Annotated in this window: 19 protein-coding genes; 6 read left to right on the plus strand and 13 right to left on the minus strand. The window is 61.1% G+C overall.

Features of this window, described 5'->3' with window-relative positions; all coding sequences use genetic code 11:
* Positions 1 to 63: 63 nt before the first annotated feature.
* Positions 64 to 582 carry a DUF3015 family protein gene (locus tag O9X62_RS09525; RefSeq protein WP_269532584.1) on the minus strand — a complete coding sequence of 173 codons (519 nt, stop codon included), beginning with the start codon at positions 580 to 582 and terminating at the stop codon, positions 64 to 66.
* Positions 583 to 736: 154 nt separating this feature from the next.
* Positions 737 to 2,542, minus strand: a complete 1,806-nt coding sequence (locus O9X62_RS09530; RefSeq protein ID WP_269532585.1) for a DUF4105 domain-containing protein — start codon at positions 2,540 to 2,542, stop codon at positions 737 to 739.
* 200 nt (positions 2,543 to 2,742) lie between these two features.
* Here O9X62_RS09530 and recQ point away from each other — a divergent pair, with 200 nt between their 5' ends.
* The 3 genes from recQ to O9X62_RS09545 all read left to right on the plus strand — a co-directional run bounded on the left by recQ (position 2,743) and on the right by O9X62_RS09545 (position 6,402).
* Entirely contained in the window at positions 2,743 to 4,548 is a 1,806-nt protein-coding gene (recQ, locus tag O9X62_RS09535) for a DNA helicase RecQ (protein ID WP_269532587.1), read from the plus strand.
* 94 nt (positions 4,549 to 4,642) lie between these two features.
* Positions 4,643 to 5,065, plus strand: a complete 423-nt coding sequence (locus tag O9X62_RS09540) for a hypothetical protein (RefSeq protein WP_269532588.1) — start codon at positions 4,643 to 4,645, stop codon at positions 5,063 to 5,065.
* Positions 5,062 to 6,402, plus strand: a complete 1,341-nt coding sequence (locus O9X62_RS09545) for a GAF domain-containing protein (RefSeq protein ID WP_269532589.1) — start codon at positions 5,062 to 5,064, stop codon at positions 6,400 to 6,402. Before O9X62_RS09540 ends, O9X62_RS09545 begins: the two co-directional genes overlap by 4 nt.
* Before the next feature lie 193 nt (positions 6,403 to 6,595).
* Here the strand turns inward: O9X62_RS09545 and O9X62_RS09550 are convergent, their stop codons facing one another.
* Together O9X62_RS09550 and O9X62_RS09555 are read right to left on the minus strand one after the other, a co-directional pair.
* Positions 6,596 to 7,303, minus strand: a complete 708-nt coding sequence (locus O9X62_RS09550) for a hypothetical protein (protein WP_269532590.1) — start codon at positions 7,301 to 7,303, stop codon at positions 6,596 to 6,598.
* Between the two features lie 143 nt (positions 7,304 to 7,446).
* The gene (locus O9X62_RS09555; RefSeq protein WP_269532592.1) at positions 7,447 to 8,352 is read right to left on the minus strand and encodes a LysR family transcriptional regulator; all 906 of its coding nucleotides are present in this window, start codon (positions 8,350 to 8,352) and stop codon (positions 7,447 to 7,449) included.
* A 143-nt stretch (positions 8,353 to 8,495) separates the two neighbouring features.
* On the opposite strand from O9X62_RS09555, the gene O9X62_RS09560 reads away from it, so the two are divergent.
* Both O9X62_RS09560 and O9X62_RS09565 read left to right on the plus strand, forming a co-directional pair.
* A complete protein-coding gene (locus O9X62_RS09560; protein ID WP_269532594.1) occupies positions 8,496 to 9,140 on the plus strand; it encodes an NAD(P)-dependent oxidoreductase in 645 nt (214 codons plus the stop codon).
* A gap of 161 nt (positions 9,141 to 9,301) precedes the next feature.
* Positions 9,302 to 10,063: an ABC transporter substrate-binding protein gene (locus O9X62_RS09565; RefSeq protein ID WP_269532595.1), complete on the plus strand. Its 762-nt coding sequence runs from the start codon at positions 9,302 to 9,304 to the stop codon at positions 10,061 to 10,063.
* A 26-nt stretch (positions 10,064 to 10,089) separates the two neighbouring features.
* Here the strand turns inward: O9X62_RS09565 and O9X62_RS09570 are convergent, their stop codons facing one another.
* The 3 genes from O9X62_RS09570 to O9X62_RS09580 form a co-directional block, all read right to left on the minus strand.
* The gene (locus O9X62_RS09570) at positions 10,090 to 10,776 is read right to left on the minus strand and encodes a hypothetical protein (RefSeq protein ID WP_269532596.1); all 687 of its coding nucleotides are present in this window, start codon (positions 10,774 to 10,776) and stop codon (positions 10,090 to 10,092) included.
* A 160-nt stretch (positions 10,777 to 10,936) separates the two neighbouring features.
* The gene (locus O9X62_RS09575) at positions 10,937 to 11,617 is read right to left on the minus strand and encodes a Fe2+-dependent dioxygenase (protein ID WP_269532597.1); all 681 of its coding nucleotides are present in this window, start codon (positions 11,615 to 11,617) and stop codon (positions 10,937 to 10,939) included.
* A 73-nt stretch (positions 11,618 to 11,690) separates the two neighbouring features.
* Entirely contained in the window at positions 11,691 to 13,931 is a 2,241-nt protein-coding gene (locus O9X62_RS09580; RefSeq protein ID WP_269532598.1) for a TonB-dependent siderophore receptor, read from the minus strand.
* Positions 13,932 to 14,219: 288 nt separating this feature from the next.
* Here O9X62_RS09580 and O9X62_RS09585 point away from each other — a divergent pair, with 288 nt between their 5' ends.
* Complete coding sequence (locus O9X62_RS09585) at positions 14,220 to 16,424, plus strand: bifunctional (p)ppGpp synthetase/guanosine-3',5'-bis(diphosphate) 3'-pyrophosphohydrolase (protein ID WP_269532600.1); 2,205 nt, start codon at positions 14,220 to 14,222, stop codon at positions 16,422 to 16,424.
* A gap of 86 nt (positions 16,425 to 16,510) precedes the next feature.
* On the opposite strand, the gene O9X62_RS09590 is transcribed toward O9X62_RS09585, so the two are convergent.
* The 6 genes from O9X62_RS09590 to O9X62_RS09615 form a co-directional block, all read right to left on the minus strand.
* A complete protein-coding gene (locus O9X62_RS09590) occupies positions 16,511 to 17,731 on the minus strand; it encodes an EAL domain-containing protein (protein WP_269532601.1) in 1,221 nt (406 codons plus the stop codon).
* Between the two features lie 74 nt (positions 17,732 to 17,805).
* A complete protein-coding gene (locus tag O9X62_RS09595; protein ID WP_269532602.1) occupies positions 17,806 to 18,966 on the minus strand; it encodes a chemotaxis response regulator protein-glutamate methylesterase in 1,161 nt (386 codons plus the stop codon).
* A 17-nt stretch (positions 18,967 to 18,983) separates the two neighbouring features.
* The gene (locus O9X62_RS09600) at positions 18,984 to 19,496 is read right to left on the minus strand and encodes a chemotaxis protein CheD (RefSeq protein WP_269532603.1); all 513 of its coding nucleotides are present in this window, start codon (positions 19,494 to 19,496) and stop codon (positions 18,984 to 18,986) included.
* Positions 19,493 to 20,338, minus strand: a complete 846-nt coding sequence (locus O9X62_RS09605) for a protein-glutamate O-methyltransferase CheR (protein ID WP_269532604.1) — start codon at positions 20,336 to 20,338, stop codon at positions 19,493 to 19,495. Before O9X62_RS09605 ends, O9X62_RS09600 begins: the two co-directional genes overlap by 4 nt.
* Positions 20,338 to 20,880 carry a chemotaxis protein CheW gene (locus tag O9X62_RS09610; RefSeq protein WP_269532605.1) on the minus strand — a complete coding sequence of 181 codons (543 nt, stop codon included), beginning with the start codon at positions 20,878 to 20,880 and terminating at the stop codon, positions 20,338 to 20,340. The genes O9X62_RS09605 and O9X62_RS09610 overlap by 1 nt, the downstream gene beginning before the upstream one ends.
* Before the next feature lie 18 nt (positions 20,881 to 20,898).
* Positions 20,899 to 22,653 (minus strand): methyl-accepting chemotaxis protein, encoded by a 1,755-nt coding sequence (locus tag O9X62_RS09615; RefSeq protein WP_269532606.1) that lies wholly within the window; start codon positions 22,651 to 22,653, stop codon positions 20,899 to 20,901.
* Between the last annotated feature and the right edge of the window lie 2 nt (positions 22,654 to 22,655).

Below are 22,655 nucleotides of genomic sequence, written 5' to 3' on the forward strand. Positions count from 1 at the left end.
CCCATACCAGAAATGAGAAGGCCCGCACTCGCGGGCCTTCTCATTTCATTGCATCGACGCTACTTAGCCGACATTGGCGTTGCAGCTTGAGGCAAGGTCACCCTCAACGCGGTTCTGAACCGCGTTATAGAGGCCTTCAGCCTGTTGAGCACGAGTCTGGTTGCTGTATTCCGGGGCTGCAACACGGGTTGCCAGATCAGCACGTACACCCTTGATCAGATCTGCGCGAACGCTTTCCTGGCAGCCGGACAGTGCAACCAGTGCATTCAGATGGGCGCCCTGACCTTGGGCCAGATCCTTCTCAAGTTCGGCGTACGACTGCAGGATGAAAGCGGCAGTCTTTTCCTTCTTGCCGCCCTTGCAGCTCTCTGCAGTGCTCAGTTCCGAAGAAATGGCCGTAGTACCCCAGTCCCAAGTGATATTGGTGATGACTGCGGCCCAAGCTGTGTTGGGCGCCATCAGACCACCAAGACCGCAATCGGTATAGATTGCGCCGAAATCACGACCAGCGGCCTGTGCAGGTGCGGCAACCGCAAAAACAGCACCGGCGAACAACGAAGCAACCAAAGTATTGGTTTTCATTTTTTCCTCTCCTGAGAACTTTTATAAGAGTCATCGGACTCCTGCCTGTCCCCTGACGGGCGCACGGAATATATCCGAACTCGGTAATTTCAGGAATGTAGAAAGACTGAAACAATGCGTCGATATGCCGTGCCCCGCAGGCTTTGCATGCTTGTCAGTGATGGAAAAGCACACTGAGAAGCGCTGACTCATGAACATGTTTCTCTAGCTCGAACCGTACCTCCCAGTCACGCGAGATCCGTCTGGAGAAGCGAACCGCCCATTCGGCATGACTGGTTTCGGTATCTGAGCCTACGCGCCGGCCGGCTTCCAACCCCAGTTTGAATCGTGGATCCTGAATGACGATACCCAGCGCAGGGTGCAGGGCGATCGGCGCCCGACCTGAACTGACAGATGCCTCAGTCAGCGCGTAGGCATAACTGTTTCGCCACATTCGCCAAGAGAGTCCTGCGCCGCCTCTCAATTGCCAAGCGCCATTCCCGGCAAAAGCCGTATCCCGATCCCGGTAGCCAAGTGCTACGCGCCATGACCAAGGGCTGGTGTCCGTAAGCACATCGCGGTCCAGCACTGTTTTTCGTACGCGAAACACATCCACGGCAGAGATCGCAGCTCTTTGCTTCCCGCCGATCTTAATGGCTGTGTCCAGCAACACCATCTCATCAGGCTCAATGCCGTTGAAGCCTATATGGTCATAAGCAAAGGGAGACCAGCGGATCACCGTGGTAGCTGGATCACGATGCCGGGTTTGTACGGCCAACCCTAGTTGCATAGGTGGGCTGGCGTCGGCTGGAGAGGAACGCGGCGGCGGCATGGCAGGCAAAGAGGTGCGCGGCGGCAACTGCAGACGCTTCAGCAGAACCCTGTCTTTGGCCACACGTACGGCCGCGTCCAGCACACCGCCGGCTGCGGCTGTCCGGTAGCTGTAGTAAGCGGTCAGGACATCGAGAATCTGCTCGGCGCTATCAGGCGGAATGTCTTCCAAACCGGCTTCCGGCTCAGGCTGCGCCAGAATCTTCCTTACCGTAGTTTTCGCTTCTGACGACAGCACCGAAAATTGCGCGTTCAGCACTTTCTCATTGGACGGCAGATACCGGACATTACGAACCATGCCTGCAGCGCTCGCCTGCTCATGTCGCTGCAGATCGATGAACAACTCAACGGGCACGTACCAACCGTCGGGCTCCGGCGAAATCTCGCTGTCGGTTGCCACTTCCAGCAATTCGGCCAGCCGTAGGGCGCAGTTTCGGGTCAAAAAGTAATAGGTGAACTCACGGCCCATGAGTTCCCATGCGTGCAAGACCAGCCTGTCTTGTTGCTCGGCAGGCAAGACCAACTCGTATTCCCACATGTCCCGGAATTCATTGTGGCCATAGACCAGGTCATAAGCGTAGTAGTCCTTATCGGCAAAACCAGCACGATAGCCCCCGGTCAGCCCCTTGAACACATAGGGCAACATGCCCTCACCTTCGGGGACTACGGCACCGAAATTCAGACTGGTATCCAGCAGACCTGCACTGCCCTCATACGGCGAAGCGTTAAACCTTAGCAAGGCATGACCAAAGGTCGAGGCCGGATTGCCAAAATAGCCACTTACCAGCAACAAACTCACAGAGCGAATCTGGTCCAGCCGACTCCACTGATTGAGGCGCGTACATCGGGGTTCGATACGCTGGTAATCCGGCAATGCAATGTGGCGGGCAAGCCATTGATATCGGGCCGGAAATCGACAGCGCGGGTGGAGGTTGGGATTATCCGGCCATGGCTGCTGGTACGCCTCAAGTGTTGCGCGTAACTCGGCCTCCGCATTCGCGCGGCCCAGAGGAGAAAGAAAGTAGTCCGGGGACAGAATGTCGCTCTCTCCATGAGAGAGTGGCATGTGCAGGAGTCGCCGCCATTGGCTGCTTTGCGCAAGCTTGCCGAGATCAAGCGTATCGGCGCTGGCCGCGATGGCTTGTGTCATCAAGCAGAGCAACAGTAAACATCCACGAAGGGTGCTGCACATAAGTGCTTCTCGACCAGAAAGTATTAAAAGGTCCGCGAGCTTAATCCAAACGGTGATCGTAACGAAGCCGCGTACTGCTCAATCTGACTGGTGATCCGGGCCTGCCAGCACCGAGGGTATAATGTTTGCCGACCGCTTCTTGGTAAAGATGTAACCCGGTGCCCCCACCCAACGCTCTCCAGCTTCTCCAATCCATCTTCGGCTACGAACAATTCCGTGGTCGCCAAGCCGACATCGTCAGCCACGTTGCCAATGGTGGTGATGCGCTGGTGCTGATGCCCACAGGGGGCGGCAAGTCGCTGTGTTACCAGATCCCCGCCCTGATGCGTGACGGCTGCGCTGTCGTTGTGTCACCGCTGATCGCGCTGATGCAGGATCAGGTCGAGGGCTTGCACCAACTCGGCATTGATGCCGCCTTCCTCAACTCCACCCAGACCCTCGACGAGACGCGCGACGTAGAGCGTCGATTCATGTCCGGTTCGCTCAAGCTGCTGTATGTAGCCCCCGAGCGACTACTTACACCGCGCTTCATGGGTTTGATGGAAAGCGGCCCGGTGTCGCTGTTTGCGATTGATGAGGCGCACTGCGTGAGCCAGTGGGGGCATGATTTCCGGCCTGAATACATAGGCTTGTCCGTCCTGCATGAGCGCTTCCCGACGGTGCCGCGCATCGCACTGACGGCCACTGCCGATGCGCTGACGCGCGCCGAGATCGTCAAGCGCTTGGCGCTCGAAAATGCGGCCGAGTTCGTTTCCAGTTTTGACCGGCCGAACATTCGCTACCGGATTGTCGAGAAAGACAACGCACGCAAGCAGCTGCTCGACTTCATTGAGCGCGAGCACGATGGCGATGTGGGTATCGTTTACTGCCTGAGCCGCAAGCGCGTTGAAGATACCGCCCAGTTCCTCTGCGACAACGGCATCACCGCCCTGCCCTATCACGCTGGCCTGAGCAGCGACGTACGGGCACGTAATCAGACCCGTTTTTTGCGCGAAGACGGCATCGTGATGGTGGCCACCATTGCCTTCGGCATGGGTATCGACAAACCCGATGTCCGCTTTGTGGCGCATATCGATCTGCCCAAAAGTCTGGAAGGCTACTACCAGGAAACCGGCCGCGCGGGCCGCGATGGCCTGCCGTCCAATGCCTGGCTGGCTTATGGTCTGAACGACGTAATGCAGCTCAAGGAGATGATCGAGAACGGTCAGGCCCCCGAGGCGCAAAAGCAGGTGGAACGACAGAAGCTCAGTGCCATGCTGGGGCTGGCCGAAACCGTGGCCTGCCGGCGACAGACGATACTGGCCTACTTTGGCGAGACCTCGGCACCCTGCGGTAATTGCGATAACTGCCTGAGCCCACCCAAAACCTGGGATGCCACCGAAGCCGCACGCAAAGCGCTGAGCTGCGTGTTCCGTACCGGTCAGCGATTTGGTGCGGGCCACATCATTGACGTGCTGCTGGGCAAGCGCACCGACAAGGTGGAAATGCATCTGCACGATCAGGTCAGCACCTTCGGAATCGGCAAGGACATGCCCGAAGCCGCCTGGCGCTCCGTACTACGCCAACTGCTGGCGGGCGGCTATCTGCAGACTGAACCCGAATTCGGCGGCCTGCAGCTCACGGATCTGGCACGACCACTGCTCCGCGGTGAACTCAGCGTGCAACTGCGTGGCTTGCCCGAGAAGAAGCGTGAGCGCGCGGAACGAGGGCAGAAACGCTCAGCGGCCAGCCTCGATATTGCACCCGCGGACGACGCGCTGTGGCAGGCCCTGCGCAGCAAGCGGCGCGCGCTGGCCGATGCGCAGGCCGTACCGGCTTATCTGATTTTCAGTGATGCCACACTCAAGGCCATGCTTGATGCCAAGCCGGCCACGCTGGCGGAGATGGCCCATATCTCCGGCGTGGGTGCGCAAAAGCTAGAACGCTACGGCCTCGAATTCCTGGACGTCCTGCACGCGAGCTAGCCCCTGTGCCGGCAAGTCGACACTCAGCATCATGACCACACCCGTCCGTGCTTGAATCTGCAAGCACCGCGCTTACTTCCGTTATCCTTGCCGGATGGAAGACGCCGCCCTGATCGACGATACCGTGCTGGCCGCCCTGCATGAGGCGACGCTCATTGCCGTTGCCTCCCGCAGCGCGGCGCGTCAGCCCTCGATCGGCCCGGCCCTGGCATGCCGGGTATCGGCAGATCGGCGTACGGTGCAGCTATGGTTGCCGCGCGATGCCGTGGGTCTGCTCCTCACGCATATCCTCATCTGCGGACGTATCGCCGTGGCGGTGCCCACGGCCGACAGCCTGTTACAGCTCAAAGGCAGCGATGCGCGTGTTACCGAGCCAGCCGACGATGATCTGGTCTGGCTGGCTGCACGATCCAGCAAGCTGCAGACCGCGGGGGATCTGGTGGCTGTCTGCTTCACCCCGGACGATATCGTCTGGCAAGCCGGGCGAACCGGTTCGATCAGCGGTACGCCGGCATGAAGCTGCACGCCCTGCGCGATCAGCTCGACAGCGCCGAGCAACGCTATCTCGCCAGTTGCGCAGAGGATGGCACACCGCATATTTCATCCGTTTCCGTCACCCAGTATGCCGGCCCTGATCGCCTCGCTCTCAGTTGCGAGGCGTTTGATACCACCTACCGTAATCTGCGGCGCAATCCGCACGCCGCATTGATGCTGCAGGAGACAAGCGAGCACCGCAGCTGCCAGATCAGCCTGCGCTTGCATCATGTGGAAACGGAGGGGCCGCTGTTCGAGCATCTGCGTGCGCGGCTGGACCCCGCTATACAGCCGGCGGCGATAAACGATCAGCCTGCGCTGATCTGTGCCGACATCCATGAGGTGCTCAGCATCGATACGCACACCGCGAGCGATCTGCCAGCGGCCACAGCCCGGCAGGAGCACTTGCTTGCCCTGCGCAATATCAGTCTTGCGCTCGCCAATGCCGAGGAGCTCTCGCAGGCGCTGGACCACGTGCTGGATGGGTTGGCAGCGCAGCTGGAAATCACCAATAGCCTGATCCTGTGCATGGACGAGTCAGGTCAATGGCTCTATACGGTGGCGAGTCGGGGCTATACGAGTTCGGGTGTAGGTTCGGAGGTGGCGCTGGGCGAGGGGCTGATCGGCCTGGCTGCACAGTACCGCACGCCCATGCGTCGGCATCAACAGGCTGCGGCACTACGGCCGGCGGGGCGCCCCGCTGCCACAGAGGACGCATTGGCGGCTTACCCGGCAGATCCGGCGATTCCGCTGCCAACGCTGGCCCACTCCCGTTGCCAGATTGCCGTGCCGATTCTGGCGGGCAACTGGCTCGGTGGCGTGCTGTATGCCGAAAGCGTACACACGCCGCGTTTCAGTGTGGATGACGAAGATGCGTTGACTGCCATCGCGAGCCAGCTCGCCATGGCCATGCGTCTGTTGCTGCGCCAGCCCGAACCGGGCATGGGAACCGATACGGCCAGACCTGTATCGCTGGATACTTCGACCGATGCCGTGTCGGTGCGCTATTACGCGGCCAATCAGAGCCTCTTCTTTGGCGACGACTATCTGATCAAGGGGGTTGCCGGTGCGATCCTGTGGCTGATGCTGGGCGATTATCAGCGCGATGGCCGGCAGGATTTCAGCAACCGCGAGCTGCGCATGGATGCGCGCTTGCGGCTACCTGAGCTCGATGACAATCTGGAAACCCGCTTGTTGCTTTTGCAGCGCCGGCTGGCTGAGCGGTGTGACTGGTTGCGTATAGACCGGCCAGCACGCGGACGCCTGCGGCTGGTGGTAGCGCGGCCCATGCTGCTGCAGCAAGTAGATGCCGCTCACTGATCCCCAGCGCACGACCTGACCGGACGGCGCAGCGACCCCGGGCCGGCGGACCGGTACAGACGGGTCACCGCGATGCAGACACCCTGGTACAGCAACTCCCCCGCGTGTGGGGAAGGCGCAATGCCCTCCCGCGTAATTTGCCAAACCAGCACACCGGGCAGGCTGCCCACCTGCTGCATGATGGTCCGGGCACTCATGCTGCCAGCTCCGCGACCGGGTGGTGCAAAAACCCTCCCAAGGCAAAGACCAGCCGCGTCCAGTCGCGGGTGGTCAGCACGCTACGGGTGAGGTTCATCAATGCCTGTACCGCATCGGCCGGAGCATCACGGCGGATGGTGCGGACCAGATCGAGGCGCTCGTCCGGATTCAGATTGGGGATCATCCAGCGAAGCAGGAACATTTGCCGCTCCGGGCTCATGCTGGCAACGATCTCTGCCTCGATACAGCGCAGCTCGCTATCGCTGAAGTGATGCCACAGGACCTTGTTGTGTTCACGCTCGATCATGCCCATGTGGACAATGAACTCGGCAACAAACATCGCTAGGCGGCCATACAGTGCAACGCCCGCTGTCTCGCGCTCGGGAGGGGAGGCATCGTCCAGCGCCTGAACCAGATCGCTCAGATCGTCCATGGTCGATTCCAGTTGCAGGTGGCACACGCCGGCACGGGCCGCAACACCGGGTTCCAGTGCTTCCAGGCGGGGATGAATGAACTCCCCCTCTTGATCGAGCCGGGTCTGGCAGGCGGCCAGCAGCTGGCGGATATCGGCGAGGCAAGTGTCTCTTTCCTCGCGATCGTCCCAGTCGGCACGGCCACATGCCAGCATGGTCTGGCTCAGATGAGCGCGAAGGGCCTTGTGGATGTGCGCGTGGATATCGTGGCGATGATGAACGAACGGCATGTTTGGCTCCCGAGCGGGCTATGGGCCCGTGCTGTTTTTGAATGACCTCAAGCCTAAGGAGCGCGTGGGATGGCCGTTGCTAAATCTGGGTTAAGGATTTCCTAAATTCTTCCTAACGTGAATATGCCCGGTCTTCCGCCGCCTTAAACATCGACCCTGGATGGCAGATGAAGGCGCAGGTAGTCGATCAGCGCCCTCACCTTGGCAGGCAGGTAGCGTGCGGCGGGATACACCGCGTAGATACCGGCCGCCGGCAGCTGCCAGTCCGGCAGCAAATGGATCAAGCGGCCAGTGGCCAGATCCTCATGCAGCATGTAATCCGGCAGCACCCCGCAACCGACATCCGCGCGGACGCATTCGCGCACCAGGGATGCACTGTTCATACGCATCACGGCGCGCCCCCGAACGGTTTCCGCAGCACCACCTTCGCCATGCCGGAACCCCCAGGTCAAGGGCGAGGGCAGCACGCTCAGTGCCACCCAGGGTTGTCCATTGAGTGCGGCGGGTGTACGCGGGCAGCCCATCTGTGCAAACAGTCCCGGCGTGGCGACCGCCACTTGGGCAAAGTCACCCAGTTTGACGGCATGCAGACTGGAATCGCGCAGGATGCCGGCTCGGATCGCCAGATCCATCCCTTCCGCGACCAGATCCAATGGCGTATCGCTGGCCACCAGCTCCAGTTCCAGTGCGGGGTGCAAACGCGCGAACTGCACCAGCAAGCCACCCAACACGCCTTCGCTGTAGGCCGACCCGGCCGTAATACGTAGCCGCCCTGACAGCGTGCCTTCCTGCCCCAGACGGGAAACCGCCTCATGCAAACCCGCCAGCAAAGGTGCGCAATCGGTGTGGAGGCGTTCTCCGGCTTCGGTCACGCCGACGCGACGCGTGGTGCGGGTCAGCAGCGCCACGCCCAGCTCGGCCTCCAGTCGGGCCACCTGCTGGCTGAGCTGCGACTTGGCCATGCCCAGCTTGTCGGCAGCAGCAGTAAAGCCCCCGGCCTCAACTACGGCTGCAAACAGGGCGAGTCGGTTCAGATCAGGCTGGCGCATATTTTGTTATCAAATCAAGAACGATGATTTCAACTTTACGAGATTTATCAAAACAATGTCGGAGTGCAACATGGCGTCACTGTCCACCCCGGCACTCGGGTTACGGGGCAGACAACTCCTTAACCCCGACAGGAATCACCATCATGAAGATTGCTTTGATTGGCGCCACCGGCTTTGTAGGCAGCGCTCTGCTCGATGAGGCCCTGCAACGCGGCGTCGCGGTCACCGCGCTGGTTCGCGCCCCCGCAAGACTGGTACCGCGACAGGGCCTGACCGTGGTTCAGGCCGATGTGTATCAACGGGATGCGGTAACGGCTGCCGTGGGCGGCGCCGAGGTGGTGATCAGCGCCTTCAATCCCGGCTGGGACAAAATGGACATCCATGATCTGTTTCTCCGGGGCCATGACGCCATCGTGGCCGGAGTCAAGGCCGCGGGCGTGCCCCGCTTCATCACGGTGGGCGGCGCGGGCAGTCTCTATGTGGCACCGGGTTTGCAGCTTGTGGATACCCCGACCTTTCCGGCCGAGTACAAGCAAGGTGCACTTGCCGCACGCGAAGCACTGCAACGCATGCGCAATGAAACCACGCTTGATTGGGTATTTGTCTCACCCCCTGCGCTGCTGGCGCCCGGCGCACGTACCGGCGACTACCGGCTGGGCGCCGATGACTTGCTGATGGCGGGTGAGCAACCCGCCGGCATCAGCACGGCAGACCTTGCGGTCGCCATTCTGGATGAGGCCACTACGCCGCGCCATCACCGCCAGCGCATCACGGTGGCCAGCCGCTGATACGCACGCCGTACGCCCAGGCCGGGATGCGCAACACCGGTGCCGCCGGATCGTCATCGCCGTCCGGCGCATCGTCAGAACACGACCCTGCCGGACGCGCCAGCAGGGTCTATCTTGGAAATGGGAAAACGCCGATACCCGGTTACAGCCGGAAGTACGCCTTGATCAAATCACTGTTCATGCTCTTGCTGGCACTCGCCGCCGGGCTGGCCCATGCCGCTGATCGGGTCCGGCTGGCCAGCGGCGAGTGGCCGCCTTATGCAGGTGCCACCCTGCCGCAGCAAGGGATTGCCGCTCAGATCATCCGCAGCGCCCTGGCCGATGATGAGACTCAGGTCGAGTTCGTGCACCTGTCCTGGAAACGCGGGCTGGAGCTGGCACGGCGGGGGCATCTGGATGGGGCGATCCTCTGGCAACCGTCGCGTCTCAATAGTGACTTTCTGGCAACCGAGCCCCTGCTGTACAGCGAGGTCGTGCTTGCCTACCGCGCGGATCTGCTGTTGGGCGAGGAGCCGCTGACGGTGCCACCCGGCACCCGTATCGGCTTGCCCAATGGTTACAAGTACGAGCAGATACCTGTCATTCAGGCCCTGTTGACCCAGTCCGGGCAAGACGCCGTGATGATTCTGGATGATGCGCAAGGCATCAAAGCCCTGCAGGTGGGCAGGATCGATGTTTTCCCCATTGATCGGGGCGTGGCACGCTGGTTGTTGCGGCACACGCCCAATGGCGCCTCCGGGGTAAAGCTTCGTAGCCAACCCGTTCAGATTGAGGCTTTATCGGTGCTGCTGCATCGTCACACCCCCAAGGCCGAACGCTTGCTGGCCCGGATCAATGCCGGTTTGGCACGCCTGCGCAGTTCGGGGCAACTGGGCAGCCTGTTGCAACTCTATGGGGCGCAAGCCGACACGCCAGTCCCCTGATGCGCCGATGCTTTGCACGGCCAAGCTCAGAAGGGCATCAACTCGGTACGCCGTTCGATGATCCAGCCCATCAGCGCGGCCTTTTCATGACCGTGCACATGCTGTACGCATGACAAGCGCTGCATGGCGGCATGGAACTCGCCATATTCACGCAGGATTTCCGCCGCCATCAGTTGATGAAACTCGTCATGTGGCGACAGGATGGCCAATAGCCGCTCGGTATTGGCATGAAATCGCGGCGCCAGCCGCTCCCAGGGTTCACCGTGGCCATGACGCCGTACGTCATTGTGATGACGCAGGCACTGCAAGCGCAGATCGATCTCGGCATCGGCGCGGGCTGCCGGCAGCGCGGCTTCCACGGCTTCGAGGCTCAGCAAGGTGAGCACCGGTGCAGACAGATAGCGCTCCAGCAATGCCAGCTCGCGGCTCTTGCCAAAGCGCGGCAGCAGATGCCAGCCATCATCTTCAATCCGGAAATCCAGCTCATCGATACTCGATGGCAGCACCCCTGCCCGCTCCGCCTGTGAGCGCAGGAAAGGCTGGTGACAATTGGTGCAGGCCACCATGTCTGCCGGCGTATGCCAGAAGGTGTCGACGACCCTCAGGTCCGACCAGACCTCGGCATCAAAGCGGTTATGCAGATCGATCGCCTGGCAGCGCAACCACTGCCGGCAGTGCGGGCATACCAGAACGTTGGCTGCGCCAGGCCGCATGATTTCCTCAGTACGTTTTTATTGTTTGCCGGATCGGGGGCGTATTGCCCCGGCTGGGTGCATTGTAGCCAAGCCAGCGACACCGTCACTCCTTCTTTGGGATGAATCTGCCGCCAATCAACCGATAAGATCGGCATCTGACGCGCCGGTCAAAAGCGCGCTAAAGCTCGACCCACTGGCGCAGCAGGTTGTGATAGATCCCGGTGATCCGGATGATCTCGTCGGTATCGCCGTGCTTGGCTCGCAGCACCTGGATGGACTGATCCAGATCGAACAGCATGGCCCGGCGCTCTGCGGAGCGCACCATGCTCTGGATCCAGAAAAACGATGCCAGCCGGGCACCGCGGGTGACCGGTTCAACCCGATGCAGGCTGGTGGAGGGGTAAAGGATCATGTCGCCGGCTGCCAGCTTCACGCTGTGCAAGCCATAGGTATCCTCGATCATCAGTTCACCGCCGTCGTATTCGTCCGGCTCGCTGAAGAACAGGGTGGCGGAAAGGTCGGTACGCACCCGGATATCGGTGCCGGGTACACCGCGTACGGCGTTATCGATATGGTTGCCGAAGTCCTGCCCGCCCTCATAACGATTGAACAGCGGGCGGATGATCTCCTTGGGCAAGGCCGCCGAGAAAAACAGCGCATGACCCTGCAGGGCCTGACGAATGATCTGGCCGATATGCGCCGTGGCCGGGTCCTCGGGGGGCAACTGCTGATTACGCTTGACCTGGCTCGACTGATTGCCTGCCGTGAGCTTGCCATCTGCCCAGCCGGCGGCATCCAGACGCTGCCGGCAGTGACGAACGGTGGCGGCATCCAGCACCGCAGGGATATGCAACAACATGATGAGTTCCTGATCTGTCAAAACAAGCCCATCCGCCATGCATGGCGGATGGGCTTGTGGCAATGCGCCGGTCTTACCAGTACTTGTAGCTGACCGTTAGGCGCGCGCTACGGTTGATACCCGGCGTGGCAAAACCCGGATACATGCCTTCAAAGTAGGGTTTGTCGGCCAGGTTGTACAGATTGAGCTGGGCGCTGAGATTACGGTGCGTGTACTCGACCGAAGCATCCCAGCGGGTAAACGCGGGCAGATGCGTGGTGTTGTTCAGGGCCGAACCATTGCTGTACCGATCCGCGAAGCGCAGACCCAGATAGTTGGCACCCAAGCCGACCTTCCAGTCACTGCCGATCTTGTAGGTTGTCCACAGATTGCCCGTGTGGCTCGGGGCATTCGGTGGGCGCTTGCCGATATTGCCCTGCGTGGTGGGACCGGATTTATCGATACGCGGGTTCATGTAGGCGTAGCCGGCAAATACCGCCCAGGCGTCGGTGATCTGCCCCGCCAGCTCCAGTTCGATACCCTTGGTAGAGCGCTGGCCCGAGAGCAGGTAATCCACGGTAGGGGTTGTATCCGTCACATCAGTCTGGCGCTCGTTGGTCTTGATCGTGTCAAAGATGGCCGTGCGCACCGCCAGTTGCTTGTCGAACAGATCCCACTTGGCACCAATTTCGTAGTTCTTGTTCTTCTCGGGCGGGGTATTGCTGCCCGCCACATCCAGCGCATAAGCCTCGGCAGAGGGGTTGAACGAATTGCCGAAGGAGGCGTAGTAACTCTGCATGCTGTCGGGCTGCCAGATCAAGCCGGTACGCAGGCTCCAGATATGCTCGGTGCGGTTACGCACATCAATCACCTTGCCGGCATTCACGCCCACCTGCGGCCGCGTCTCCACCCCCGTCTTGAAGCGGTCGTAACGTGCACCCACCAAGAGCTTGATCTGCGGCGTCAGCGACATGACATCCTGCATGAACAGGGCGCCCGTCTCCGCGCTGACATCCCCCACACTGGTAACCACCAGCGGCGCGCAAACCACCGGTGCGTTCACATTGGGATTGCCTACCGTGCCCGCTGGCGTCGCGCAGGGTTGGGCCTGACCAGCAGCATTTACGCCATGCGCCCGGCTGAGGATCTCCACCGTCTCGCGGGTCAGTTCCAGTCCGGCCACCACCTCGTGGCGGATACCGGCAGTGTCCAGGCGGAACGTCATGTCCGTCAGGTTGGAAAGGATTTCCTGATCCCGTTTGCGCAGTGGGCGGCCGCGGGTAATCACGCTCGCATCCGTGAGCTGGCCACCCGTTACCGTCGTGTTGAGCCTAGGGGCCGAGGCGCGCAGATCCGTATCGTAGTTGCCGGCGCGGGTCACGCTGCGCAGCACCACACCCGGCGCAAAGCGATGCTGGATATCGAAGGTCAGCACGTCGACCTTGTTGTCTTCGCTATCGATAGCGGTCAGACCGAAGAACTTGTCCGTTGTCGGCATGGGCTGACCCTTGAAATACGGGACGCCGTAGTCAGGGACATTGTCTTCTTCGTAGTGCAGATAGCTCAGTGTCACTTCGGTAGGCGTACCGATACCGAACTTGATCGCCGGGGCAATACCCATGCGATTCTGCTCGACGCCTTCGCGGAAACTACCGGCTTCCTGCTTCATCACATTCACGCGCAGGCCCGATGTATCCGACAAGCCCTTGTTGAAATCCCCTTCGACCCGACGGAAGTCGTCGCTACCCACCGTCGCCGATACCGTGTGCAGATCGCTCTGGAACGGGGTCTTGCTGACCTGGTTGATCACGCCACCGGTTGAACCCTTGCCATACAGCATGGATGCGGGACCACGCAGCACCTCCACCCGGTCCACAAAGAAGGTGTCGCGGTTGTACTGGGCACCATCGCGGAAGTTATCGAGGAAAATGTCGTTGCTGGCCGAGAAGCCACGCATCACGATCCCGTCGCCAGAGTTCCCGCCCTCCGAGGCATTGAAGGTAATGCCAGGGGCGTTATAGAGCGCTTCCTTGATCGTGTTGGCATCACGTTCCTGCAGCACCCGGTTGGTGATGCTGGTCGTGGCTTGCGGTACGTCGCGAATCGCCGAAGGTACACGGCCCACCGTGGTGAAATCGGCATTGTAGGTATCTGCCGTGCCATTGGGATCACGCGCGCGATCCGCTTCCACCTTGACTGCAGCCAGTGCCTTCTCCTCACCGGTCGGCACTGTCTCGGCGGCAAAAGCAGTGCTGACCGCACCCGCCACCAGCATGGCTGCTGGCAGCTTGGCAAAGTGACGCACCGCGCTGGTTTTCTTTTCGATCTCGCGCATGAACTGAATTTCCTCAACTATCCGTGACAGGCAGCGGCCAAGAGCCTCTGCCAGAAAAAAGACCAGCCCCATGAGGGGCTGGAAGTCCGTACTGGGTATGACAGCAACAGCGGCATCGGCCCTGTTGGCGCCGCATGCATGGCAGTTTGGCTTCCCGGTCAAACTGCCATGCACTGGGCACGAACCAAATACTATCGATAACATTTCTCATTTGCAAATAGTAATGTTTCTCGTTTGATATAAAGGCCGGGCTGCGGTCTGCCGAAAAGCCCGTGGCATAATCCCCGCATGGTTGCTCCTACCCGCCCTCTTGCTGTCTCTGTTGCCGAAGCCGCCGACCCGCAGGGCTGGCTGGCGCGACTGGCTGATCGCTATGACGCCGACGACATGACGCGGCTTGCCGATGCCATGACCTGGGCGCAGGACCTTTATGCCGGCAAGCGCTATGCGCCGATCAATGCGCCCATCTTTCCCCATGCCGTCGCCGCCGCCAGCATCGTGGCGGACTTGCGCCTGAATGCAGATACCGTCATTGCTACCCTGCTGTTCTGCGCTGCGGATCACTTGCCCGATGCGGCCGCGCAAATCCGTGCCCGCTTCGGCGACACGGTAGCGCAGCTGGTCGACGGAATCGGCAAGGTACGCAAGATGGCCGCACTGAGTCAGCTGCCGGCGGGTCGCCAGCACGATGCGCAGCAACAGATTGAAACCGTGCGCAAGATGCTGCTGGCCATGGTCGAAGACATCCGGGTCGTGCTCGTGAAGCTGGCTTGGCGTACCCAGACCATGCACTACCTGGCCCATTGCCCTGAGTCAGTCCGGCTCGCCATTGCGCGGGAAACCCTCGACATCTTTGCCCCGCTGGCCAACCGGCTCGGGGTATGGCAAATCAAGTGGGAGCTGGAGGACTTGGGCTTCCGCTTCCTGGAGCCCGTGCTTTACAAAAAGATCGCCGGCTTGCTGGATGAAAAGCGGGCTGATCGCGAGCATTTCATTAGCGATGCGATTGCCAGCCTGCGTGAGGCGCTGTTGCGCCAAGGCGTCAAAGCGGATCTGATGGGGCGACCCAAGCACATCTACAGCATCTACAAGAAGATGCAGCAGAAGCGCCTCGACTTCAGCGAGGTCTACGATATCCGCGCCATCCGCGTGCTCGTCGACAGCGTGGCCGACTGCTATGCCGCGCTCGGCGTGGTGCATCACATCTGGCAGCCCATACCCGGCGAGTTCGACGACTACATCAGCCACCCCAAGGGCAACTTCTACCGCAGCCTGCATACGGTGGTGGTCGGCCCCCAGGACAAGGCGCTCGAAGTGCAGATCCGCACGGTAGAGATGCACGAGCACGCCGAATATGGGGTGGCGGCACACTGGCGCTACAAGGAAGGCGGTCACGGCGACACGCGCTACGAAGAGAAGATCGCCTGGCTACGCCAGTTACTCGACTGGCGCGACGAGATGAGCCAGCAAACGCCGCTGGCCGAGGCCTTCCAGGCCGAACAGTTCGACGACACCGTGTATGCGCTCACGCCGGCAGGCCGCGTCATTGCCCTGCCACAGGGCAGCACACCGCTCGATTTTGCCTACCACCTGCATTCCGATCTCGGCCACCGCTGCCGCGGCGCGAAGGTGGATGGCCATATTGTGCCCCTGAGCACCCCCTTGCAGACCGGTCAGCGGGTCGAGATTCTGGCCGCCAAGGAGGGGGGGCCCAGTATCGACTGGCTACACGAAGGCTATTTGAAGAGTCATCGGGCCATCCAGAAGGTTCGCCACTGGCTGCGGCAGCAGAATCTGGATATTGCCATCGAGACGGGTCGGGGCATTCTGGAGCGCGAGATCGCCCGCAGCGGCCAACATCCGAACCTGGAGGATCTGGCCACCCGTATGGGCTACAAGCAACTCAACGAGTTGCTCGCCGCGGTGGGGCAGAACGAAGTCACGTCCCGCGATCTCGCCATGGCGCTGGTGCCCGCACCGGTGCCGGCGCCCCTGGAAACCAGTGATATCGTCAAGCGTGCCCGCGCCGACCATCAGGGCGAAGGCATCCTGATCGAGGGCGTGGACAAGCTGATGACCATGCTCTCCAAATGCTGCAAACCCGTGCCACCCGACCCGGTCGTCGGTTTTGTCACCAAAGGTCGAGGCATCAGCATTCATCGCAGTGACTGCGCCACGCTCAAGCGCTTGTCAGCACAGGCACCCGAGCGGCTGATCACGGCGGATTGGGGTGACAAGCTGACTCGCGGGCAGAACGGACAGGTATTCGCGGCCGACATCGAGATCGAGGCGCATGATCGTCCCAGCCTCTTGCGCGACATTTCCGATCTGTTTTCGCGCGACAAGATCAATGTTACGGCAGCGCAAACCTTGACCCGCCATCAGGTGGCCAATATGCGCTTTACCCTGGAAATCCGTGATGGCGAGGCGCTGCAGCGCATCACCGCGCAAGTGCAGCAGGTGCCTGGCGTCATACGGGTGTCCCGGCGCTGAACCCGGCGCCAGCTCGCCTAGTCAGCCACGCCCACAAAAAAGCCACCGGCACCGGTGGCTTTTTTGTAGGCGATCGCAAAGGGGCATCAACTCATGCCCGGCCGGGGTGGGCGCAAATGCTGCGTACCCTGCTTGAGCCAGCCAGCCAGCGCATCGCCCGGTATCGGTTTGGAGACATGGAAACCCTGCGCCACATCGCAACCCAGCAGGCGAATCAACTGCCAGTCCGCTGGGTTCTCCACCCCTTCGGCTACGGTGGTCAGATGCAGCTTCTTGCCCATCTCGATCGTACTTTGCAGCATCACATGCAGATGCGGTTTCTCCGATGCGCCGTGCACCAGTGATCGATCGATCTTGAGCTCGGTAAACGGAATGCGTGAAAGCTGCTGCATGGAGGAAAAACCGGTGCCGAAGTCATCGATGCCCAAGCCGAAACCCTTGAGCCGGAGGCGCGCCAAGGTACCCAGCGACAAGGCGAGATCAGACATGACAGCCGTCTCGGTGATTTCCAGCACCAGATACTTGGGCTCGATACCGATCTTGCTGGTCACGGCGGCGATACGGTCTGCCAGGTCGGTCAAAGCCAGCGACTTGGCCGAGAGATTCACGGCCACGCTGATGGTAAGCCCACGCGCATGCCAATCACGCAGTTGTTTGAGTGCCGTTTCAAGTGCCCAGTCGGTAAGGTCATCAATCGCCCCGCCCTCTTCGGCAATCGGGATGAAGTAGGCAGGCGGAACAAGACCGTGCTGCGGGTGCTGCCAGCGCACCAATGCTTCCACGCCACGCATCACACCCGAGTGCGTGGTGACCTTGGGTTGGTAATGCAAGACCAGTTCACGGTTGGCAATGGCGCGGCGTACATCCTCAATGCTGAAGTTGTACTCGGCAGCACGTTGCTTCTCGGAGACCTCACCGGGCCGGAAACGTCCGACCAGATTAGCCAGATTATCGAAAGAAAGGGGTTTTTGAACGATGCCAAGCACGATCAGGCCGTGCTCCTGCGCCATGGTTTCCACGGTGGACAACAGGGTGGTTTCGCGGCCGGATACGACGATCAGTGCGTTGACGAGATGCCGTTCGGCGATATGGCGGATCAACTCCACGCCATCCATATCGGGCATTTCCAGATCGGTGATCAGGATGTCGGGCTTATTGTTGGCGGCAAGGACATCCAGCGCGTGGCGGCCGTTCTCGGCCTCAAGCAATTGTTTGATACCCATACTGGTGAGCAGGTCGAGTGCGTGCAATCGCTGCACGGCGCTGTCCTCTACCACCATGACACTCAGATCGGTGTTGATCGTCATGCTTTGAGCCCTTGTTCCGTCATCAGGCATATTATCGAAAACTGATCCGCAATACCTGTCTGCATGCATTCAGATTAGACCGTGCGCAACAGACTGCGGCTAATCACACCCGGAATTTCCGTCAGGCTTGCCACCTGCTCGGTTGCGCCGATCCGTAGCGCCTCCTTGGGCATCCCGAACACAATACAGCTGGCCTCATCCTGCGCGTAAGTTGTTGCGCCCATATCACGCATTTCCTTCAGACCCTTGGCACCATCATCGCCCATCCCGGTCATGATGATGCCCAGCGCATTCTTGCCGGCACACTTGGCCACCGAACGGAACAGCACATCCACGGATGGTCGATGGCGGCTGACCAAGGGGCCGTCCACCACTTCCACGTAGTAATGCGATGGCCCACGTTTGACCAGCAGGTGCTTGCCGCCCGGCGCAATCAGCGCACGGCCGCGCATCATGCGATCGTTGTTCTCGGCTTCCTTGACTTCGATCTTGCAAAGACCGTTGAGGCGTTGCGCAAAGGTGGCGGTAAATTTTTCGGGCATGTGCTGGACGATAGCCAAGCCAGGACAATCGACACTCAAGGCCGGCAGCACCTGTTCCAATGCCTGAACCCCGCCTGTAGAGACACCCAGCGCCACAATCCGTTCGGTCACGCTATGCATCGGCACCCCGTTAGGGGCATCCAGAATGGCATCGGCACTCAGCTTGGGGGTCTGGATTTTCTCCGACACAAACGACATGGGCGCCCCAACCGCGCGCGGAGGCGGCGTGTCTTGCGGAGCGGGCCTTGATGCAGGCGCGGGCGTATTCAGTGGTCGCAGCATGCGCAGGCGACCGCTCGCTGCGTGAGCGGCGCGGATGGCATGAATCAGATCAGCCGAGCTGTCCTGCAGAAAGTCACGCACACCGATGGAGGGCTTGGTAATGATGCCCAAGGCACCGGAAGACAGCGCTTCCAGCGTCACCGCCGCCCCCTTCTCCGTGAGGCTGGAGCAAATCACGACCGGCGTGGGGCGCTCGGCCATCAGCTTTTTCAGGAAGGTAATGCCGTCCATGCGCGGCATCTCGATATCCAGCACGATGACATCGGGCCACTGAAGCTTCATTCGCTCCATGGCAAACAGCGGGTCCGCCGCTGCGCCGATCACCTTGATATCGGACTCGCGGGCGAGTTCGTCACTGATCACCTGACGCACGACAGCCGAATCATCGACGATCAGCACGTTGATAGGCATGTGTATCCCCCGCTCGCTTACGTTGACTTACCCGGCGTAGGCTGGAACCGGACCCAGACATCGCCGGTCGCGATATCGAATACGATGTGACGATGTCCCTCGCCGGCAAGGTGCTCCCTGCTCAGCCGGAAACCGTGACTGGCCAGCCACTGCTTGCCGAATTCGATATTGCGATCGCCCACTGCTGGTAGTTTGCTGCTGCCGTTATTGAGCATGTGACCGCCACCGAACATTTTCACCACATAGTCCGCCGGCAGCGTTCCGGTCGATTGAATATAGCGCATGACCAATTGAAACGCTTCCTCAGCATAGCGACCATCGAGCTGCGCCGGCAGGCCGGCTTTTGCTGTGCCGGAAGGCTGTGTATTGGGCCGTTGCGGCAGCAGGTAATGACACATCCCCCCGATACGGCGCTGTGGGTGCCACCAGGTGATCGACACACAGGAGCCCAGCAAGGTGCGTATCCGGGTTTCTGCATCGCCGAAATACACCTCTCCCGGTTGCAGGAAAATATCGATCTGGAAGCTCATTTACGCTTCCTGTAGATCGTGGGCATGAAAGATTCGAGCAGACCCGGCAAGCCGATCAGTGATTCGGAGTGGCCCACCACCAGCCAGCCGCCGGGCTTGAGTAACTCGGCTACGGCCTGAACCACTCGCCGCTTGGTGTCACCATCGAAATAGATGATCACATTACGCAGAAAAATCACGTCGAAGCGCCCGATCTCGGGCAAGGATTCGATCAGGTTCACCGCCTCGAAACGCACTTTCTGCCGCAAAGCGCGATCAATCAGCATCTGCCCCATGTACTCGCCTGTGCCACGCAGGCAGTACTGCTTGAGGTAGTCCGGCGGAATATTGTGGGCACGCTCCATGGGATACAGACCGCGCCTTGCCTGCGCGAGTACCCGGCTGGAAATGTCCGACCCGATCACCTCCCATGGCCCTTGTATACCCAAGGTGGAAGCCAGCTCCATTGCTAGGCTGTAAGCCTCCTCACCGGAGGCGCTGGCAGCACTCCAGATTCGCACTGGCTGGCCCTTGAGCAGGGGCAGCAACTGCTCCCGAAGCGCGTCGAAGTGGCGTGGCTCGCGGAAGAAATAGGTTTCGTTGGTGGTGATCAGGTCAATGGCGATCTGCCGCTCGGCATCGTCACCAGACTGCGCGATCAGCTGGAAGTAGTCGCCAAAAGTGGGTACGGCCCGGTCACGCAGGCGCTTGGCCAGCCGGCCAGCAAGCATGGCCTTCTTGACCGGCGCGAGGTGGATACCCGTCAGCTTTTCGATCCATGGCTGGTAATGGGCAAACTCCGCATCGGTCATCTCGACCATGCCGAAGGGAAGCACCGGGTTGAGCCCTGCGGGAGCAATCATCAGGGACCTGCGCTGCCCGCACCCTCGGTGCCTGCCGCGAGTTCGGCCATCTCACCGATGGAGAGCACATGGTTGAGCGACAGCAGGATCACGAACCGATCATCCAGCTTACCCATGCCCTGAATGAACTCGGCGCGCAGCTTCGCGCCGAATGCCGGCGCGGGTTCGATGGCCTCCGGTGGCAGATCCAGCACCTCGTCAACAGCATCGACGATGATGCCCAGATCCAGCCAGTCCTCCTCATGCTGGACCTCGACAATCACGATACAGCTGCGCTTGCCGATTTCGGTCGCGGGGCGACCGAAGCGTGCGGCCAGATCAATCACCGGCACGACCGCGCCCCGCAGGTTGATTACTCCCCGCAGAAAGCGGGGCATCATCGGGACCTCGGTCAAGCCACCGTACTCGATGATCTCCTTGATATGCAGGATTTCCAGCGCGTAAACCTCGCCACCCAGGCGAAAGGTCAGGTACTGGGGCTGCTCCACGGGCTCGGCAACAGCCGTGCTGCTGCGCCGGAAAGGTTTGAGGGCCTGGTTCATGATGGCTCCATGCGCTCGCTAGAATCGGACAAACTGGGTTTCATCGACCGGCTTGGCCGGATGCTGGATAGGCGCGATATTGCCACTGGGCCGAGGCAACTCGGCAACCTGCGCCACAAACTTGGGTATCACCGGGACCGGCGGAGACGCTGGGGCACTGGCTTTACTGGGCGTACGTGGCGGCTCGGCAACCTCGGGCAGGATGATCGGCGCAGGCTCATCCAGCTCGAACACCTGCAGTTGCCGGGCAAGCTGTTCGGCATGGCGCAGCATTTCCTCTGCTGTCGCGGCCAGCTCTTCCGACGCGGCAGCATTGGACTGCGTGGATACACCCAGCGTACTGATGGCCTGATTGATCTGCATCAGCCCGGTTGCCTGCTCGCGGCCCGACGCCGTGATCTCCGCAACCAGATCCGCGGTATGACGTATCTCGGGTAGCGAACTGTCGAGCAGGTTACCCGCGCTGACAGCCAGCTTGTCCGACTCCCCCGCCAGGTTGCCGATCTCACGGGCGGCAGCCTGACTGCGCTCGGCCAGCTTGCGAACCTCCTGCGCCACAACGGCAAAACCCTTGCCATGCTGACCAGCCCGAGCCGCCTCAATGGCGGCATTGAGTGCGAGCAGGTTGGTCTGGTAGGCAATGTCGTCAACAACCCCGATCTTGCTGGCAATCTGACGCATGGCGCCCAAGGAAGCACCGACAGCTCGCCCGCCCTCTGTGGCCATCTCCGCAGCGCGCCCCGCCAGACGATCGGTCTCGGCGGCATGCTGTGCGGTCTGCGCCACGGAAGCGCTGATTTGTTCGATGGCCGCACTGGACTCCTCGATATTGCTGGCCTGTTCGCCCGCCGTACGCGACAGGGCAATCGCAGCAGCCTGCACCTGCGTGGAATTACGCAAGGTGGTGGCTGCCGTGGCGCGCAGCTCACGCATGCTGGCTTGCAGATTGCGCTGCATGCTGGCCAAGGCGGCCATCAAGCTGCGGGTATCGCCGTGGCGCAGTGGAATCGGCGTGCGCAAATTGCCCGCAGCGATATGGTTCGCGATCCGGCTCGCGGCCTCCGGCTCACCACCGAGCAGGCCAAGCAGGTAACGCACCATCACGATACCCAGGACCAGCATGGCCAACAGTCCGACCAGGCTGAGCCAGCCACCCAGTTGCCGCTGTTCGGCGAGCTGCTGGGTGTTGCGCTTGACGGCTTCGGCGATGCGCTGGCCATCCAGGTCCGTCGCGCGATCCAGTGCCTGGGCCAATGCCGCAAAACTGGCATCCAGTTCTCGGAAAATGGCGGGCGATACCGGCGCCGCTACTGCGGTGTCCGTTACGGCGAGGTCTGTTACTGCGGGCACAGCCGCGGCGGCTGGGAGGGTCATGGCGCGCTCTGCCACGGCCTGATGACTGAGCCAGAGACGATCGATCTCGGCCATGACCGCCTTCTCGTCCCGGTCTCGGGTCGTAGATCGATACCGGTCCATCATGCTGAGGTAGCGGCTCCCGGCCTGCTGGCGTGCAGCCAGCAGTCTGGACCGGTCCGGTGTGTCCGGCATAAGGATCAGGGTCTGGGTGAGCTGGTGGTACTGCAGCGCTGCGACATGCGCGGCAGAGAGATCGCGCACGGCCAGCACATGTTGCTCGTGGACGCGGCGTAGTCGGGTATCGGCATCGTCCAGCGCCATCATGGCAAGCAGGCCCATGCCTAGCACCAGCAGGGCAGCCATCCCGAAGACCAGGTAAAAACGGTGAAACAGGGTGAGATGCATCGGCCAGGCCATGG

Origin of the sequence: Chitinimonas sp. BJYL2, from assembly GCF_027257935.1 — a bacterium.
Lineage (GTDB): Bacteria > Pseudomonadota > Gammaproteobacteria > Burkholderiales > Chitinimonadaceae > Chitinimonas.

Coding starts and splice junctions, on each gene's coding strand:
- O9X62_RS09525 (WP_269532584.1), bottom strand. CDS start 582: ATGAAAACCAATACTTTGGTTGCTTCGTTGTTCGCCGGTGCTGTTTTT.
- O9X62_RS09530 (WP_269532585.1), bottom strand. CDS start 2,542: ATGACACAAGCCATCGCGGCCAGCGCCGATACGCTTGATCTCGGCAAG.
- O9X62_RS09540 (WP_269532588.1), top strand. CDS start 4,643: ATGGAAGACGCCGCCCTGATCGACGATACCGTGCTGGCCGCCCTGCAT.
- O9X62_RS09545 (WP_269532589.1), top strand. CDS start 5,062: ATGAAGCTGCACGCCCTGCGCGATCAGCTCGACAGCGCCGAGCAACGC.
- O9X62_RS09550 (WP_269532590.1), bottom strand. CDS start 7,303: ATGCCGTTCGTTCATCATCGCCACGATATCCACGCGCACATCCACAAG.
- O9X62_RS09555 (WP_269532592.1), bottom strand. CDS start 8,352: ATGCGCCAGCCTGATCTGAACCGACTCGCCCTGTTTGCAGCCGTAGTT.
- O9X62_RS09560 (WP_269532594.1), top strand. CDS start 8,496: ATGAAGATTGCTTTGATTGGCGCCACCGGCTTTGTAGGCAGCGCTCTG.
- O9X62_RS09570 (WP_269532596.1), bottom strand. CDS start 10,776: ATGCGGCCTGGCGCAGCCAACGTTCTGGTATGCCCGCACTGCCGGCAG.
- O9X62_RS09575 (WP_269532597.1), bottom strand. CDS start 11,617: ATGTTGTTGCATATCCCTGCGGTGCTGGATGCCGCCACCGTTCGTCAC.
- O9X62_RS09580 (WP_269532598.1), bottom strand. CDS start 13,931: ATGCGCGAGATCGAAAAGAAAACCAGCGCGGTGCGTCACTTTGCCAAG.
- O9X62_RS09585 (WP_269532600.1), top strand. CDS start 14,220: ATGGTTGCTCCTACCCGCCCTCTTGCTGTCTCTGTTGCCGAAGCCGCC.
- O9X62_RS09590 (WP_269532601.1), bottom strand. CDS start 17,731: ATGACGATCAACACCGATCTGAGTGTCATGGTGGTAGAGGACAGCGCC.
- O9X62_RS09595 (WP_269532602.1), bottom strand. CDS start 18,966: ATGCCTATCAACGTGCTGATCGTCGATGATTCGGCTGTCGTGCGTCAG.
- O9X62_RS09600 (WP_269532603.1), bottom strand. CDS start 19,496: ATGAGCTTCCAGATCGATATTTTCCTGCAACCGGGAGAGGTGTATTTC.
- O9X62_RS09605 (WP_269532604.1), bottom strand. CDS start 20,338: ATGATTGCTCCCGCAGGGCTCAACCCGGTGCTTCCCTTCGGCATGGTC.
- O9X62_RS09610 (WP_269532605.1), bottom strand. CDS start 20,880: ATGAACCAGGCCCTCAAACCTTTCCGGCGCAGCAGCACGGCTGTTGCC.
- O9X62_RS09615 (WP_269532606.1), bottom strand. CDS start 22,653: ATGGCCTGGCCGATGCATCTCACCCTGTTTCACCGTTTTTACCTGGTC.